12 protein-coding genes are annotated in these 14702 nt (G+C 67.6%); 1 reads left to right on the forward strand and 11 read right to left on the reverse strand.

Annotated elements, in window-relative coordinates; genetic code table 11:
- Positions 1 to 68 precede the first annotated feature (68 nt).
- From AC6LKD_RS02210 to AC6LKD_RS02245, 8 genes are all read right to left on the reverse strand, one after another.
- The gene (locus AC6LKD_RS02210; RefSeq protein ID WP_207473090.1) at positions 69 to 1277 is read right to left on the reverse strand and encodes a metal-dependent hydrolase family protein; all 1209 of its coding nucleotides are present in this window, start codon (positions 1275 to 1277) and stop codon (positions 69 to 71) included.
- A gap of 25 nt (positions 1278 to 1302) precedes the next feature.
- Positions 1303 to 3030, reverse strand: coding sequence for a dipeptide ABC transporter ATP-binding protein (locus tag AC6LKD_RS02215; RefSeq protein ID WP_013390915.1), 1728 nt, complete (start codon positions 3028 to 3030; stop codon positions 1303 to 1305).
- A 7-nt stretch (positions 3031 to 3037) separates the two neighbouring features.
- Positions 3038 to 3964, reverse strand: coding sequence for an ABC transporter permease (locus tag AC6LKD_RS02220; RefSeq protein WP_013390916.1), 927 nt, complete (start codon positions 3962 to 3964; stop codon positions 3038 to 3040).
- Between the two features lie 10 nt (positions 3965 to 3974).
- Positions 3975 to 4946, reverse strand: a complete 972-nt coding sequence (locus AC6LKD_RS02225) for an ABC transporter permease (RefSeq protein WP_013390917.1) — start codon at positions 4944 to 4946, stop codon at positions 3975 to 3977.
- Positions 4947 to 5068: 122 nt separating this feature from the next.
- Positions 5069 to 6676, reverse strand: a complete 1608-nt coding sequence (locus tag AC6LKD_RS02230) for an ABC transporter substrate-binding protein (RefSeq protein WP_013390918.1) — start codon at positions 6674 to 6676, stop codon at positions 5069 to 5071.
- A gap of 360 nt (positions 6677 to 7036) precedes the next feature.
- Complete coding sequence (locus AC6LKD_RS02235; protein WP_492275761.1) at positions 7037 to 8425, reverse strand: GTPase/DUF3482 domain-containing protein; 1389 nt, start codon at positions 8423 to 8425, stop codon at positions 7037 to 7039.
- Positions 8418 to 9860, reverse strand: a complete 1443-nt coding sequence (locus tag AC6LKD_RS02240; RefSeq protein ID WP_498115010.1) for a DUF2868 domain-containing protein — start codon at positions 9858 to 9860, stop codon at positions 8418 to 8420. Before AC6LKD_RS02240 ends, AC6LKD_RS02235 begins: the two co-directional genes overlap by 8 nt.
- 85 nt (positions 9861 to 9945) lie before the next feature.
- A complete protein-coding gene (locus AC6LKD_RS02245) occupies positions 9946 to 10836 on the reverse strand; it encodes a helix-turn-helix domain-containing protein (protein WP_498114933.1) in 891 nt (296 codons plus the stop codon).
- Between the two features lie 149 nt (positions 10837 to 10985).
- Here AC6LKD_RS02245 and AC6LKD_RS02250 point away from each other — a divergent pair, with 149 nt between their 5' ends.
- On the forward strand, positions 10986 to 11879 hold the full coding sequence (locus AC6LKD_RS02250; protein WP_498114935.1) for a DMT family transporter: 894 nt from the start codon (positions 10986 to 10988) through the stop codon (positions 11877 to 11879).
- Between the two features lie 44 nt (positions 11880 to 11923).
- Here AC6LKD_RS02250 and AC6LKD_RS02255 read toward each other — a convergent pair whose 3' ends face one another.
- The 3 genes from AC6LKD_RS02255 to gcvA form a co-directional block, all read right to left on the reverse strand.
- Entirely contained in the window at positions 11924 to 13120 is a 1197-nt protein-coding gene (locus AC6LKD_RS02255) for an aminotransferase class V-fold PLP-dependent enzyme (protein WP_498114937.1), read from the reverse strand.
- Between the two features lie 17 nt (positions 13121 to 13137).
- Entirely contained in the window at positions 13138 to 13611 is a 474-nt protein-coding gene (locus AC6LKD_RS02260; protein WP_013390924.1) for a RidA family protein, read from the reverse strand.
- Positions 13612 to 13707: 96 nt separating this feature from the next.
- A complete protein-coding gene (gcvA, locus tag AC6LKD_RS02265) occupies positions 13708 to 14622 on the reverse strand; it encodes a transcriptional regulator GcvA (protein WP_498114938.1) in 915 nt (304 codons plus the stop codon).
- Positions 14623 to 14702: the final 80 nt, after the last annotated feature.

The following is a 14702-nucleotide window of genomic DNA, read 5'->3' on the forward strand; positions in this document are numbered from 1 at the left end:
GCCGCGCCCTGGGCGCGGCGGCCTTTTTCATTGCCGGCTTCGGGCTCGCGCAGCAGGCCCGTCGCGGTTCAGAGCGGCAAGGCGCCCGCCGCCACCTCGCCGTTGCGCAGCACGGCCACATGGAAGCGTTTGTCGGCCGCCTTCATGATGTCTGCGGTGGGGTCGCCCTGCACCAACAGCAGATCGGCCACGTTGCCGTCGGCGATGGCGCCGTGTTGGTCCATGCCCATCAGGTCATGGCCGCGCGAAGTGCCAGCGATCAACGCATCCATGGGCGTCATGCCGAACTCCACCATGTAGGCGAGCTCCATGGCGTTCTCGCCGTGCAGGTTGAACGGCGTGCCGGCATCCGTGCCCAACGCGATGCGCCCGCCCGCCTTGTAGTACATCTGGAACGACTCGCGATGGCGCTGTTCCACCGCGCGCGCCTTCTCGACCGCGTAGGCGGGGATGCCGTTGTCGGCATTGGCGACGATGTTGCGGACCGCGGCAATGGTCGGCACCAGATAAGTCTGGGCGTCCAGCATCTCGCGCAGGCACTCGTCATCCATGAAGATGCCGTGCTCGATCGAATCGATGCCGGCGCGCACGGCATTCAGGATGCCCAGCGTGCCTTGCGCATGGCTGGCGGTGCTCTTGCGGAAGCGCTTGGCCTCGTGCACGCCGGCCTTCATTTCGTCGAAGCTGTAGTGCGCGTCCATGGGGCTGACGCCCGGCGTCATGACGCCGCCGGTGGCCATGATCTTGACCAGGTCGCAGCCGGCATGAACCTGTTCGCGCACGGCCTTGACGACATCCTCGCAGCCGTCGGCGACGCGGCCGATGCGGTTGCCGTGGCCGCCTGTCATGCAGATGATGCGGCCCGAGGCCTTGATCGTGGGGCCCGGGAACACGCCGCGCGCGATGGCGTCGCGCACGCCGAATTCCAGATAGTCCTTGCCGCCGCAATCGCGCAGCGCGGTGACGCCGCCGCGCAAGCTGGCCTGGGCGTTCTCCAGCGCCGTCAGCGTGATCTGCGCCGGGCCTTGCTTGCTCAGTTGCGCGTTGGGGTCGGCGCCGCCGGTGTAGACCAGGTGAACGTGACAGTCGGCCAGGCTGGGCATCAGGGTCATGCCGTCGGTGCGCACGGTCGCGCCGGCGTAACCGGAGAATTCGCCGGCCGGCGCCACGCGCGCCACGTGCCGGCCTTCGACCAGCACGCCGTGATTGGGCAGCAGCTTGCCCTTGCCGTCGAAAACCTGGCCGCCTATGAACAGGGTCTGTCGTGTCGCCGTCATGTCTCGCTCCGGGTTGCGCCTGGCGCTACCCCGCCACGTCCAGTCCCTCGCGGGACATGGATTGCAGGCGGGGCATGAGGCCAAGCAGGTGTTGGCTGTAGGGATGCTGCGGACGTTCGAAGAGGTCTTCGGTGTTGGCTACTTCCAGCAGTTCGCCGTAGCGCATCACGCCCACGCGGTCGCACATCTGGCGGATCACCGGCAGGTCATGGCTGATGAACAGCATGGTCAGCCCCAATTCCTCTTGCAGGTCCTTCAGCAGGTTCAGGATCTGCGCCTGGATGGACACGTCCAGCGCCGAGGTCGGCTCGTCGCAGATCAGGAAGCGGGGGCGCGTGGCCAGCGCGCGCGCGATGCAGATGCGCTGGCGCTGTCCGCCCGAGAACTCGTGCGGAAAGCGCTCGGCGGCGCGGTCGCCCAGGCCCACCACGTCCAGCAGGTCGGCGACGATGCGGCGCGCTTCCGCCTCGCTGGCCGCCAGCTTGTGGAAGCGGATCGGCTCGGCCACGATGTCCAGGACCCGCATGCGCGGATTGAGCGAAGAGAACGGGTCCTGGAAGATCATTTGAATCTGCCGGCGGAACGGGTTCAGCTGCTTTTCGCCCTTGAGCGCGGTCAGGTCGGTGCCGCCGAAATTGACCGAGCCTTCGCTGGGCGTATAGAGGCCGGAGATCAGCCGCGCCACCGTGGACTTGCCGGAACCGGACTCGCCCACCAAGCCGAAGACTTCGCCTTCGCCGATGGAGAAATTGACGCGCTTGACGGCGTCCAGCGTGCGTTGGTTGCGCTTGAGCAGCGCGCTCTTCAGCACGAAGCGCATGCTCAGGTCGTTGACCTGCACCAGCGGGCCGCCGCTACGCGCGCCGAAGTCGCGGCGCTGTCCCAGCCAGTGCGTGGCCAGGTCCAGCGGCTGCGTTGGCTTTTTCACGTCCTCGATGTAGGTCACCAGCGGAAAGCGCCGCAGCTTGATGTCGGGACGCGGCACCGCCGAGATCAGGCTGCGCGTGTAGGGATGGTCGGGGTCGCCCAGGATCTTGGAGGTGGGGCCCTGTTCAACCAGCTTGCCGTGATACAGCACCGCCACGCGGTCCGTCACGTCGGCGATCACGCCCATGTCGTGCGTGATGATGATCATGCCTACCTGCTCTTCGCGGCACAGTTTCTTGAGCAGTTCCAGGATCTGCGCCTGGATCGACACGTCGAGCGCGGTGGTGGGTTCGTCGGCGATGATGACTTCGGGCTCGCAGCACAGCGCCAGCGCGATCACCACGCGTTGCCGCATGCCGCCGGAGAACTGGTGCGGGTACTGCTTGACGCGCAGTTCTGGCTGGTCGATGCCGACCTGCGCCAGCAATTGCACCGCGCGCTTCTGCGCCTCGGCGTGGGACAGGTCCAGGTGTACCTGCATGGTTTCCACCAGCTGGCTTTCCACCGTCTGCAGCGGGTCTAGCGAGGTCAGCGGATCCTGGAAGATCATGCCGATGCGGCGGCCGCGCACCTTGCGCTTCTGCGCGGGGTTCAGCGTGTCGATGCGTTCGCCGTTGAGCAGCACGGCGCCGCCGGCGAGCCGGCCGGGCGCTTCCAGCAGGCCGATCACGGCATTGCCTATGGTGGACTTGCCGGCGCCGGATTCGCCGACCACGCCCAGGATCTCGCCTTTTTCCAGGGATAGCGAGACGCCGTCCACGGCCACCAGCGTGCCGCGGCGGCTGGGGAATTCGATGCGGATGTCTTCGATGTTCAACAGGGCCATGGCATCCTCAGCGCAGCTTGGGGTTGAGCGCGTCGCGCAGCCAGTCGCCCAGCAGGTTGACCGACAGCACCAGCGCCACCAGCGCGATGCCGGGGAAGATGGAGATCCACCACATGCCCGAGAACAGGTAGCTGTTGCCGATGCGGATCAGCGTGCCCAGCGACGGCGCCGTGGGCGGCACGCCCACGCCCAGGAACGAGAGCGTGGCTTCGGTGATGATGGCGATGGCCAGGTGGATGGTGGCGATGACCAGCACCGGTCCCATCACGTTGGGCAGGATGTGGCGGCGCAGGATGGTGAAAGGGCCGATGCCGATGAGGCGCGCCGCCTGCACGTATTCCTTGTTGCGCTCCACCAGCGTGGAGCCGCGCACGGTACGCGCGTACTGCACCCAGCCGGAGATGCCGATGGCGAAGATCAGCACATACAGCGCAAGCTGGTCGTGCATGTCGCGCGGCAGCAGGCCGCGCGCCACGCCGTCGATCAGCAGCGCCACCAGGATGGCCGGAAACGACAGCTGCACGTCGGCGATGCGCATGATGAAGCTGTCCACGCGGCCGCCGGCATAGCCGCTGATGAGGCCGAGCGTCACGCCCAGCACCATCGAGAACAGCACGGACGCGAAGCCCACCAGCAATGACACGCGCGAGCCGTACAGCACCGCCGACAGGATGTCGCGGCCCTGGTCGTCGGTGCCCAGCAGGAAGTCGGGGCTGCCGCCCTCTTCCCAGGATGGCGGCGTGTTGGCGTCCATGATGCTCAGGGACGCCAGGTCGAAGGGGTTGTGCGGCGCGACCACGGGCGCGAACAGCGCGCCCAGCAGGATGGCCAGCGTGACGATCGCGGCGATGATGGCGCCGGGCGAACGCTTGAAGCTGTGCCAGAGGTCGCTGTCGGCCGCGCGGGCGAAGAAGGGAGCGATGCGAGCAATCATGATGAGTCCTTTACTTGCTCTGCACGCGCAGACGCGGGTCCACGGCGAAGTACAGCAGGTCCACGACCAGGTTGATGACCACGAACATGAAGGCGATCAGCACCAGGTAGGCCGCCATGACGGGGATGTCCACCATGCTGATGGCCTGGATGAACAGCAGGCCCATGCCGGGCCACTGGAACACGGTTTCCGTGATGATGGCGAAGGCGATGATGGAGCCCAGTTGCAGCCCGGTAATCGTGATGACCGGCACCATGGTGTTCTTCAGCGCGTGGCGGAAATTGATCAGCCGTTCCGGCAGGCCGCGGGCGCGCGCGAACTTGATGAAGTCGGCGCGCAGCACTTCCAGCATTTCGGCGCGCACCAGCCGCATGATCAGCGTCATCTGGAACAGCGCCAGCGTGATGGCGGGCATGATCAGCGCCAGCCAGCCTGATTTGGTCAGGAAGCCCGTGGTCCACCATCCCAGGCTGACCACGTCGCCGCGTCCGAAGCTGGGCAGCCATCGCAGCTGCACGCCGAAGAACAGGATGAGCAGGATGCCGATCAGGAAGGTGGGTAGTGAGATGCCGGCCAGAGAGATCGCCATGAAGGCCTTGGACAGCACGCCGTGGCGCTTGAGGGCGGTATAGATGCCCATGGGTATGCCTAGGGCCAGCGCCATCACGGCGGACACGAAGGACAGTTCCAGCGTGGCTGGCATGCGCTCTTCGAGCAGCTCGCTGACCGGCCGGCGATGGCGGTACGACATGCCGAAGTCGCCGCGTACGGCGTTGGCGACGAAGTGCGCGTACTGCACCACGAACGGGTCGTCCAGGCCCAGCTGTTCGCGCAGTTGCACGCGTTGTTCAGGGGTGGTGTCCTGGCCCACCATGCTGGCTATCGGGTCGCCCACATAGCGGAACATGGCGAACGCGATCAGCGCCACCGTCAACATCACCAGCACCGACTGGATAAGCCGTTGCGCAATAAAGGAAAGCATTATCGGGAGCCCTCGGTTTCAGATAACGCCGGGCCGCGATTCCCGCGGATGGCGGGAGCCGGGGCTGGGCCGGGCGCGCCCGGGCGGCATGCGCCGCCCGGGGCTCGCGCGTCGCTGGCCGCTTACGGCAGGACGACGTCGCGCAGGTCGAGCACGTCGTCGGCGCGCTGGATGACCTTGATGTTGTCCTTCACGCCCCAGGACATGGGTTGCTGATGCAGGGGCAGGTAGCCATAGTCGTTGCGCACGATCTCGAAGGCTTCCTTGATCATGGCGTTGCGCTTGGCCTGGTCGGTTTCGACGCCGATCTTGTCGGTGAGCTCGTCGACCTTCTTGTTGCAGTAGCCGCCCAGGTTGAACTGGCCCGCAGCCGTCTTGGCATTGCGGCAGGAGGTCAGGTTCAGCAGCGTGTTGTGCGCGTCGGTGGAGCTGGGCGTCCAGCCCAGCATGTACATGCTGGTCTGGTTGCCGGCCTGCAGCAGGATCTTGCCGAAGTACTTGGACTTGGTCTGCGCCAGCAGGTTGATCTTGATGCCTACGCGGGCCAACATGCCGGCGACGGCCTGGCAGACCTTTTCGTCGTTGACGTAGCGGTCGTTCGGGCAGTCCATGGTGACCGTGAAGCCCTTGGGATAGCCGGCTTCGGCCAGCAGCTTCTTGGCGCGTTCGGGATCCGGCTTGTACGGCGCGCCGAAGGATTCGTCATAGCCGTTGATGGCGGTGGCGATGAGCGAGCCCAGTGGCTTGGCCGCGCCGCGCATGATCTTCTCGTTGATGGCCTTGGTGTCCACGGCCAGCACCACGGCTTCGCGCACCTTGGGATCCTTGAAGGGGTTCTTGCCCTTCACGTCCGAGAACAGCAGTTCGTCGCGGTCCTGGTCCATGCCGATGAAGATGGCGCGCGCTTCTGGCGCGGTCAGCGGCTTGACGCCCTTGGCGTCTTCGAGCCGCTTCCAGTCCTGCACGGGCACCGGCTGCACCAGGTCCATTTCGCCGGAGATCAGCGCGGCCACGCGTGTCGCTTCCTGCGTGATCGGCTGGAAGATGACCTCGTCGACATTGGTCTTGATGTTCTTGTTCCAGTAGCCGTCGTAGCGCTTGAGCACGGTCTTCACGTCGGGCTGGCGCGAGGTCAGCATGAAGGGGCCGGTGCCGTTGGCGTTCAGGTTGGCGTAGTTGCCCTGGTTGTCGCCCTTGACGTTGGTGGCTTCGGTGGTCTTGTTCTTTTCCGACCACGACTTGCTCATGATGTACAGGAACACCCATTCGCGCGGCAGGATGGGGTTGGGCGTGGGGGTGATGACTTCGATGGTGTAGTCGTCCACCTTCTTGATGTCGGACGCCTTGGCGCCATAGCCCTTCATGTCGGAGCCCGGGGTCAGGCTGCGCTTCCAGGAGAAGATGACGTCGTCGGCCGTGAACGGCGAGCCGTCATGGAACTTCACGCCCTTGCGCAGTTTGAACACCCATTTGTTGGGTTCGGGGTTTTCCCAGCTTTCCGCCAGCAGCGGCGTCAGCTTCAGGTTGCCGTCGTAGCCGGCCAGCGTTTCGTAGATGTTGCCCTGGAAGCCCAGCGTGAACGTTTCGTTCAGGGCCATCGGATCCATGGACGTCGCATCGCCTTGGTAGGACCAGTGTAAGGTCTTGGCGGCCGCGCCGGCGCTGAATGCCAGAGAGGCGGCGACGGCAGCCGCGAGCGCAGCTTGCTTCAGGTGGGGAAAAGTACGCATAGCCCTCATGCTCCGTGTGGTGCGCGGATAGCGCGACAGAAGTGACAGGGCCCCGGCCCCATGGGGAACCGGGGCATGGCGTTGCTGCTTACGACGAAAGACGGATTGGGGTCTGGCGATACGCCGCGCGAGCCGCGCGCGGGCCGCCTGTGATGGCGCTGCCGGGAATCACTGCGCAGGACTTCGACTTCACGATAGACCCAACCCCTTGTGATTATCATGACGGGGACGGACCCGCGCCGATGCAGAACGAATGTTATAGACCCATTCGTTTAAGCGTCAATCGGTTTGGATTGGGGTTAGTACTTGCTTGCCGGCTGCGTGGAATGGTGCGTGCGGCGCAGGCGGGCGGTTCCGCCTTCAGGCGCCGGGCGGCGGCGCGTCGGCAAGGGTTTTCGCCAATTCGCGTACCACGCGCTTGCGGCGGTCGCTGTCTTCGTAGGGCTCGCCCAGGGCCGACCATTCAGGCCGGCTGCGGGCTTCCTTCAGCGCCTCGGGCAAGGGTCCCTTGCGCCAGGCTTCATCCTCCGGATGATCTAGCCTCAATGGCTCGCGCGCGGCGTGGCCGCGGCGCTCAAGCGCTTCGATCAGTTGCCGCTGGCGCAAGGCCAAAAGCCGCAGCACCGCGTCGTCGACGCTGATCTCGCGCCAGCCGCGCAGCTTGCCGGCCACGCGCTTGCCCAGCTTTTCCACGCCTTGCCACAGGCCGCCCGCGGCGGCGCCGATCAGCATGCCGGTGCCCAGGCTCAAGCCCGCGCTGAACAGGTCCACCGCCGCGCCGGCCATGGCGCCCGCGGCGGCGCCCATGCCTACCTGCACGCCCATGTCCTTCAGCGCCTGGGGATGGAACAGGTCCATGCCCCAGCGCTCGCCTTGCAAGGGCAGCGCATCGTCGGTGAAATCGGCTGCGCGGAAGTTGTAGAGCGCCAGCAAGGCGTTGACGCAGGTCTGCTCGCGTTGGCGCACCTGGTCGCGCAGTTTGCTTGAGGCGGCCGTGAGCGCCGCTTCGTCGCTGGCGCTGGCGACGTGCAAGGCGGCTACGTCCACCAACAGGTCGGCCAGCAGTTCGTAGGCCGAGCCTCGACGCGTCCGACGCTGCTCGGCCAGGCTGGCGGACAGTCGGGCCAGCGCGGCGGCGTGGCGGTCCAGCAGCACGCCGAGCTTGGCGTAGAGTTGCTGCTCGCCATCCAGCGGCGGGGCGACGGTGTCGAACTCCACCACGGCATGCAGCCCCAGCCGCGCCATGGCGGCGCGCCATTCGTCGGCGCGGTGCGCGGGCGCGTTGACGAAGTTCAGCACCGGCAGCAGGGGCCGGCCGCAAGCGGCCAGGATGGCGAGTTCGTCGCGGTGCTTGCCCAGCACCGGATCGCGCGCGTCGATGACGTACAGCGCGGCGTCGCAGTCCAGCATCTTGGCCAGCACGCGCGCCTCCTGCTCATAGCGGCCGTGCGCGGCGGGCGTGTCGAGGAAGCGGCGGATGCGCGCGGGGCCGTCCAGGCGCTCTTGCGGGCTGTCCAGCTTTTCCAGGTACTCCAGCAGCGAGATGCTGTCTTCCATGCCTGGCGTGTCGAACCATTCCAGCACGGCCCGTCCTTCCAGCCGCAGGCGCGCGCCTTCGACGTGGCGGGTGGTGCCGGGGCTGTCGGCGACTTCGCCGAAGCGGGTGTCGCGCGTCAGCGTGCGCAGCAGCGAGGTTTTGCCGGTGTTGGTGTGGCCGACCAGCGCGATCCTGATGATGTCTTCAGCCATGGCCGGACTCCAGCCACGAGAGCGGGGCAATGGGCGCTTGCAGCACCGCGTCGGCAGGCAGGCCGAGGGCAAGCAGGCGTTCGCGCCATAGCGGTGCGCGGGTGGCGGGGGCAACGGCGTCCGCATGCGGCGTGATCAGCCAGATGCGCGTCTGTTCCGCATGCGCGGCCAGTTCGGCGATCAGCGACAGCGTGCCGCGGTCCGGAGTCTGGCGCGCGTCGCAGGCAATCAGCAGGCGAGTGGCGGCCTTGCCGGCCAGCGCGTCCAGCACGCGGTTGCGTTCTTCGCGGCTGTCCAGATTGCCGGCCTGCTGGATGCCTGAGGGCATGTCCGCGGGCGGCCAGGCCAGGTCCGCCGGCAGTTCCAGTCCCAGCAGCACGGGCTGGCCGGCCAGGCCCGCGAGCGGCGGCGCGCCGACCCGCGGTTCGTGCAGGGGATCAACCGGACGGTCTATGCCGGTGGACAGGGCGGGCGGTTCCAGGCGGTCGCGCAGAGCGGAGAAGCCGGGCAGCGCAGGATCGATGCGCAGGCCGCGCAAGGCGCGCAGCGAACCCGCCACGCACAGCGCGCCGGCCAGCAGACGGGGCAGGATGCCGTAGACCACCAGCACGCCGATCAGCCAGAGCGACCACTGCACCTGCGCTTCGGCGGGCAGGGCCTGGGCGCCGTCGCTGGCGCGGATCATGGCGGCGTCTGGCATCGGAAAGCCCAGTTGGGCCGGCAGCCAGCCCAGGGCCTGTGTCAGACGTACGAAGGCGTCGGGCGCCAGCAAGGTGGTGGCCCAGATGAAGCGGTAGCTGGCGGTGGACAGCACGGCCAGCAGCACTGCCAACGCCGCGCACAAAGCTGTCAGCCACAGCAGATGGCTGATGCTGCCGAACAGCCAGCGCAAGGCGCCCGCGCGGGCCAGCAGGTTGAGGAAGGCTTGCGGCACCAGCGCGCTGTCGGGGCCGCGGGCCAGCTTGCGGGTGGCCCACAGCCAGACCCGTCCCAGTCCCGTGACGGAGGACGCCCGCAGCAGGAAACTGGCCAGCCAGAGCAGGAAGGTGAGCGCATGCAGGCCCAGCAAGGCGCCCAGTGCCCACAGCACGTTGACTCCGCGGGAGCCGTCGCCCAACGCGCCCAGCGCCGCGCCTGCGCCGGAAAGCGCGGCCAGCAGGAATAGCAAGGCCAGGATGGCGAGCGCGCTGCGGCGCCATGTTTCGACCAGGGAGACGAGGTTCTCGCGTTGTGCCAGCAACTCGGCGCGGGCCAGGATGCGTGAAGGCAGATCGCCATCCTGCTGGCGCACGCGGCGCACCGTGTCTGCGTCTTCCAGCGGCCCCCAATGCGCTTCACGCAGGCGGATCAATTCTGCCAGCCAGTGCGCGCGCACGGGGCCGGCGCCGAGGGGTTCAGCCGTGGGGGAGGAATCGCGAGAGGTCGTAGACGGCATCGCGTCGGGCGGCGGTACGGTCAGGCCCTGGGGGCGGTGGGCCATTGTAGACCGGGCGGGCGGCGAAACGGGGCCGCAGCGCTGCTCAGTGCCTGGCGCGCGCGCTGCGGTATTGTCCCGGCGTGACGCCGACGGCGTCGCGGAAGACCCGCGCCAGATGGCTGGCGTTGCCGAAGCCGCTGGCTTGGGCAATGCCGGCCAGATCGCCCTTGCCGGCCGCCAGCAGCTTGCGTGCGTGCGCCAGCCGCCGTGTCCGTACCCAGGCGTGCGGTGGTTCGCCGAAAGAGGTTTGGAACATGCGGGCGAAGTGGTAGGTGGAGAGCGCCGCCACGCCCGCCAGCTCGTCCAGCGTCAACGGTTCGGCCAGATGCGCGTCGACGTAGTCCATGATGCGCCGGCGCACCACGGGGGCCAGGCCGCCGCGCAGCGTTGCCGCAGGCTTGCGCGCCACGCCCTGGTTCAGCAGATGGTGCAGCACGGTCTCGGCCGCGCTGCTGGCCGCCAGCCGGTCGGCGGGCTGGTTCCAGTCGGTCTCCAGCAGTTGCCGGCATACGTCGATCAGCGAGTCGTCGTGGATGTAGGTGCGGTCGCGCAGCTCCAGCGTGCGAGGCTCGCAATCCAGCCGCATGACGGCTTCGCGGGCCAGGCGTTCCGGCGCGATGTACAAGTGCAGGAAGTGCACGGAGTCGTTCATGCTCCAGCGCGAATAGTGCTCCGAGGGCAGCACGCAGAATTTGCCAGCGCCGCCGTGCAGCCGGTCCTGGCCCAGGCGGAACGACTTGTCGCCGCCATGCAAATAGAGCGACAGGGTGTGATGGCCCGGATTGTCGTAGCCCATGGTTTCGTGCGCGCTGCGCGACCATTGCGAGATGGCGATGCCCTCGCCTAGCGCAGCGGCCCGCCCCAGCGTCGCGGTGGAGCTCGCCAGGGTGCGGAAGACGGAGAAATCGGCTGGAGCCGAAGCGACGGTAGGCATATGAGTGGAATGCTACTGCGATCCCGCGCGCGCCGCGTGCGCGCGAAGAAGAAAACCGCAAGAACCGGCAATCCGCGCCGGCCGGGCGGGCGCAAACTGGATTCCTGGGCGGTTTTCCGGACCGCCGTTCCCTGTTTCGGCACCGCACCGTGAATCTTTTCCTGTATTTCCTCACTGTCGTCATCTGGGGCACTACCTGGATCGCTATCAAGCTGCAGTTGGGCGTGGTGGCCATACCCGTCTCGATCTTCTATCGGTTTGCGCTGGCGGGCCTGATCCTGTTCGCGGCCCTGGCTCTGACCCGCAAGCTGCAAAAAATGGACCGGCGCGGCCACTGGCTGTGCGTGGGCCAGGGCCTGTGCCTGTTCTGCCTGAACTTCCTGTGCTTCTATACGGCAACCCAATGGATCCCCAGCGGCCTGGTGTCGGTGGTGTTTTCGGCGGCCACGCTGTGGAACGCGCTGAATGCCCGCCTGTGGTTTGGCACCCGGGTCGCGCCGCGCGTGATGGCGGCCGGCGCCTTGGGTTTCTCGGGTCTGGTGCTGCTGTTCTGGCCGGAACTGGCCGGGCAGCAGGCCAGCTACGAAACCTTGCTGGGCCTCGGCTTCGCCTTGTTGGGCACGTTCTGTTTTTCCACCGGCAACATGCTGTCGTCGTTGCAGCAGCGCGCCGGCATCCGGCCCTTGACCGGCAATGCCTACAGCATGCTCTATGGCGCGGCCATCCTGCTGGCGGGTTGCGTGGCGGCGGGCCTGCCATTCGAGTTCGATCGTTCGGCCTCGTACGTGGGCGCTCTGCTCTACCTGGCCATTCTCGGATCCGTGGTCGGCTTCACGGCCTATCTGACGCTGGTGGGACGCATGGGGCCGGCTCGCGCCGCCTACTGCACGGTGCTGTTCCCGGTCGTGGCCCTGAGCGTGTCGACGTTTGCCGAAGGCTATCAGTGGACGGCGCCGGCCCTGCTGGGCCTGGCGCTGGTGATGTTGGGCAACCTGCTGGTCTTCACGAAGTGGACGCCCTTCGCGCGGCGTGCGGCGGCTTGAGCGCCGCCGGGAGCCTGTGCAAGGCGGCTTAGTGTGAACAGGCCCTAGCGGACCAGGGCGCGCAGCCCTTCCAGCAGACGGTCGATTTCCTCGTCGTTGGTCAAATAACTGACCGATGCCCGCGCAATCTGCGTCAGGCCGCGAGCCTGCATGTCCAGCGGGGTATAAGGCACGCCGTTGCTGCCGATGGTGATGCCTTGCGCCGCCATGGCGTGCTGTACCGATACCGCGTCCTGGCCGGCCAGGTTGAAGGACACCAGGCCAGAGCGTTCGTGGCCCTGGTCCAGCACGGTGATGCCAGGGATGGCTGCCAGTTCCGTCCGCAGGGTCCGGGCTGTGGCGTCGATGCGCTCGCGGATGGCCGGCAAGCCGATGTCCAGGGCCTCCTGTAGGGCGTTGGCCAGACCGCAGCGCAGCGCCAGTGAGGCCTCCGCGGATTCCAGGCGAGCGGCGTCCTGGCGCAGCACAGGTTCGCCGTCCGCGCCCAGGGGGGCGGAGTGGGTATCGACGAAGGCCGGCGTGAGCCGGTCCAGGAAGCCGTGCCGCACATACAGCAGGCCGGTGCCGCGCGGGCCGCGCAGGGCCTTGCGTCCGGCCCCGCTCAACACGTCGCAGCCGATGTGCGCCACGTCCACGGGCAACTGGCCGACCGCCTGCGCAGCGTCCACGAAGTACGGGATGCCATGGCGGCGCGCCACGTTGCCGATGGCGGCGGCGGGGTTGATCAGGCCGCCATTGGCCGGCAGCCAGGTCAGCGCGATCAGGCGCACTCGTTCGTCCAGCATGGCCTCCAGCGCTTGCGCGTCGGTGCAGCCGCTATCGTCCGAAGGGATGACTTCCAGCGTGGCGCCGGCGCGCTGCGCCCTGAGCCGCATGGCGGCCAGATTGCCGCCCCATTCGTGGCGGCCCACCAGAATGCGATCGCCGGAGCGCCACGGTTCCAGCGCCGCAAAAGCGGCGCCCCAGCCGGGCGAGTTGCCGCCGGTCAGCGCGATTTCGCCCGGGTCCGCGTTCAGCAGCCGGGCTGCCAGAGTGCGGGCCTTTTCAATCAGCTCGCGGGACCTCACGCCGGCTTCCATCGGCCCTTGCGTGGCTTCGCGTTGCAGGTGCGCGTGGATGGCCTGCAGCGTCGCCGCCGAGGGCAGCGACGCGCCGGCGTGATTGAAATGGACCGTGGTGTGGGCGCCGGGGGTCTGGGCGCGCAACGCTTCCACGACGCTGGGGGTCAAGGGGGCGGACATGGCGGCTCCGGCAGGGATCAGGCTTGCGTGAGCGCGATGACGGCTTCGACTTCGACTGCCACGCCCTGCGGCAGGGACGCCACGCCGACGGCGCTGCGCGCGTGACGGCCGGCATCGCCGAAGACCTCGACCATCAGGTCCGAGGCGCCGTTGGCGATGGCGCTTTGGCGGTTGAAGTCGGGCGTGCTGGCCACGAACACGCCCAGGCGCACGACGCGGGCCACGCGGTCCAGCTTGTCGCCGGTGGCGGCCGCGATCTGCGACAGCAGGCCCAACGCGGACAAGCGCGCCGCCTCTACGCCGTCGGCATCCGAAATCTGGTCGCCCAGGCGTCCCAGATAGGCTGCCTTGCCGTCCTTGCGGGAAATCTGGCCGGAGATGTACAGCAGATTGCCTTCCTGCACGAAAGGCACGTAGTTGGCGGCGGGCGCGGAAGCGGCTTCGAGGGTCAGGCCAAGTTCGGCGACGCGGCCGGAGATAGAACGGGTCATGAGGGACTCCTGAATGGGAAAAGAAGGGCAAGCCTCATGCTATCGGCCGCTGCCGACCCTGACCAATCAATTTTTGCGCAGTACACATGAGCAAAACTAATGCGTATCGCCCTGCGCCTGCGCTTCCTGCAACAGCCAATCAAGGAAGCGTTGCGCGGCCTCGCCCAGCGCGCCACGCGGCGTCACGAACCACCAGCCGATGCGCGGCGCCTCCAGCGTAGTACCCGGCAGAGCATGCACCAGCGCCCCGCTGGCGAGCTGGGCGCTGATCAGGCGGTGGCGGCCCATCGCCATGCCTTGGCCGGCCAGCGCAGCCTCCACGACGATGTTGTAGTCATGCAGGCGCACGGGTTGCACGCCGCCCAGGTCCACGCCATGATGCCGCGCCCACGCGTCCCATTCGAAGGGATGGCGCGCATGCGAGGCCAGCAGCGGAAAGCGCAGCAGGTCTTGTGGCGTGCGCGGGCGCTTCCTGCCCGCGATCAGCGCGGGCGCGCAGACGACCGACAGCCGCTCCGCCATGATCAGCCGGGAGCGCACGCCAGGCCACACACCGCGGCCGTAGCGGATGGCGACGTCGACCTCTCCGCCGGCCACGTCAGCCAAACCGATGTCGGGCTGCAATTGCAGATCGATGTCCGGATGGGCCGCGCCAAACGCCGCCAGGCGCGGTGCCAGCCAGCGCGTGGCGAAAGACGCCAGCAATCCGACGCGCAGCGTCTGGCGCGGCGTTGCGGGCGCGCGGAGCTCGTCGGTGCCCTGGCGCAGCAGTTCGAAAGCCGCGTGCACGCGTTCGTAGTAGGCCTGTCCTGCCGCAGTCAACGCCACGGCGCGCGTACGCCGTTCGAACAACGCCACTCCCAACTCGGCTTCCAGGCGCTGGATATGGTGGCTGACGGCGCTTTGCGTCACGAAGAGCTCCTGCGCGGCCAGCGAAAAGCTCATGCGCCGCGCGGCGGCTTCGAAAGCGCGCAGGGAAACCAGGGCGGGCAGGGATCGCGCGGAACGCATGGAGACGTGGAAAACCGTGATGATGGAATGCGCATCATCGTACGCCGCGCGCCGCCCGGCAAATGGGCCGGATAGCCGCT

The sequence above is a fragment of the Achromobacter sp. D7-1 genome, assembly GCF_059760445.1.

Coding starts and splice junctions, on each gene's coding strand:
- AC6LKD_RS02210 (WP_207473090.1), bottom strand. CDS start 1,277: ATGACGGCGACACGACAGACCCTGTTCATAGGCGGCCAGGTTTTCGAC.
- AC6LKD_RS02255 (WP_498114937.1), bottom strand. CDS start 13,120: ATGTCCGCCCCCTTGACCCCCAGCGTCGTGGAAGCGTTGCGCGCCCAG.
- AC6LKD_RS02230 (WP_013390918.1), bottom strand. CDS start 6,676: ATGCGTACTTTTCCCCACCTGAAGCAAGCTGCGCTCGCGGCTGCCGTC.
- AC6LKD_RS02260 (WP_013390924.1), bottom strand. CDS start 13,611: ATGACCCGTTCTATCTCCGGCCGCGTCGCCGAACTTGGCCTGACCCTC.
- gcvA (WP_498114938.1), bottom strand. CDS start 14,622: ATGCGTTCCGCGCGATCCCTGCCCGCCCTGGTTTCCCTGCGCGCTTTC.
- AC6LKD_RS02245 (WP_498114933.1), bottom strand. CDS start 10,836: ATGCCTACCGTCGCTTCGGCTCCAGCCGATTTCTCCGTCTTCCGCACC.
- AC6LKD_RS02240 (WP_498115010.1), bottom strand. CDS start 9,860: ATGCCGTCTACGACCTCTCGCGATTCCTCCCCCACGGCTGAACCCCTC.
- AC6LKD_RS02220 (WP_013390916.1), bottom strand. CDS start 3,964: ATGATTGCTCGCATCGCTCCCTTCTTCGCCCGCGCGGCCGACAGCGAC.
- AC6LKD_RS02215 (WP_013390915.1), bottom strand. CDS start 3,030: ATGGCCCTGTTGAACATCGAAGACATCCGCATCGAATTCCCCAGCCGC.
- AC6LKD_RS02225 (WP_013390917.1), bottom strand. CDS start 4,946: ATGCTTTCCTTTATTGCGCAACGGCTTATCCAGTCGGTGCTGGTGATG.
- AC6LKD_RS02235 (WP_492275761.1), bottom strand. CDS start 8,425: ATGGCTGAAGACATCATCAGGATCGCGCTGGTCGGCCACACCAACACC.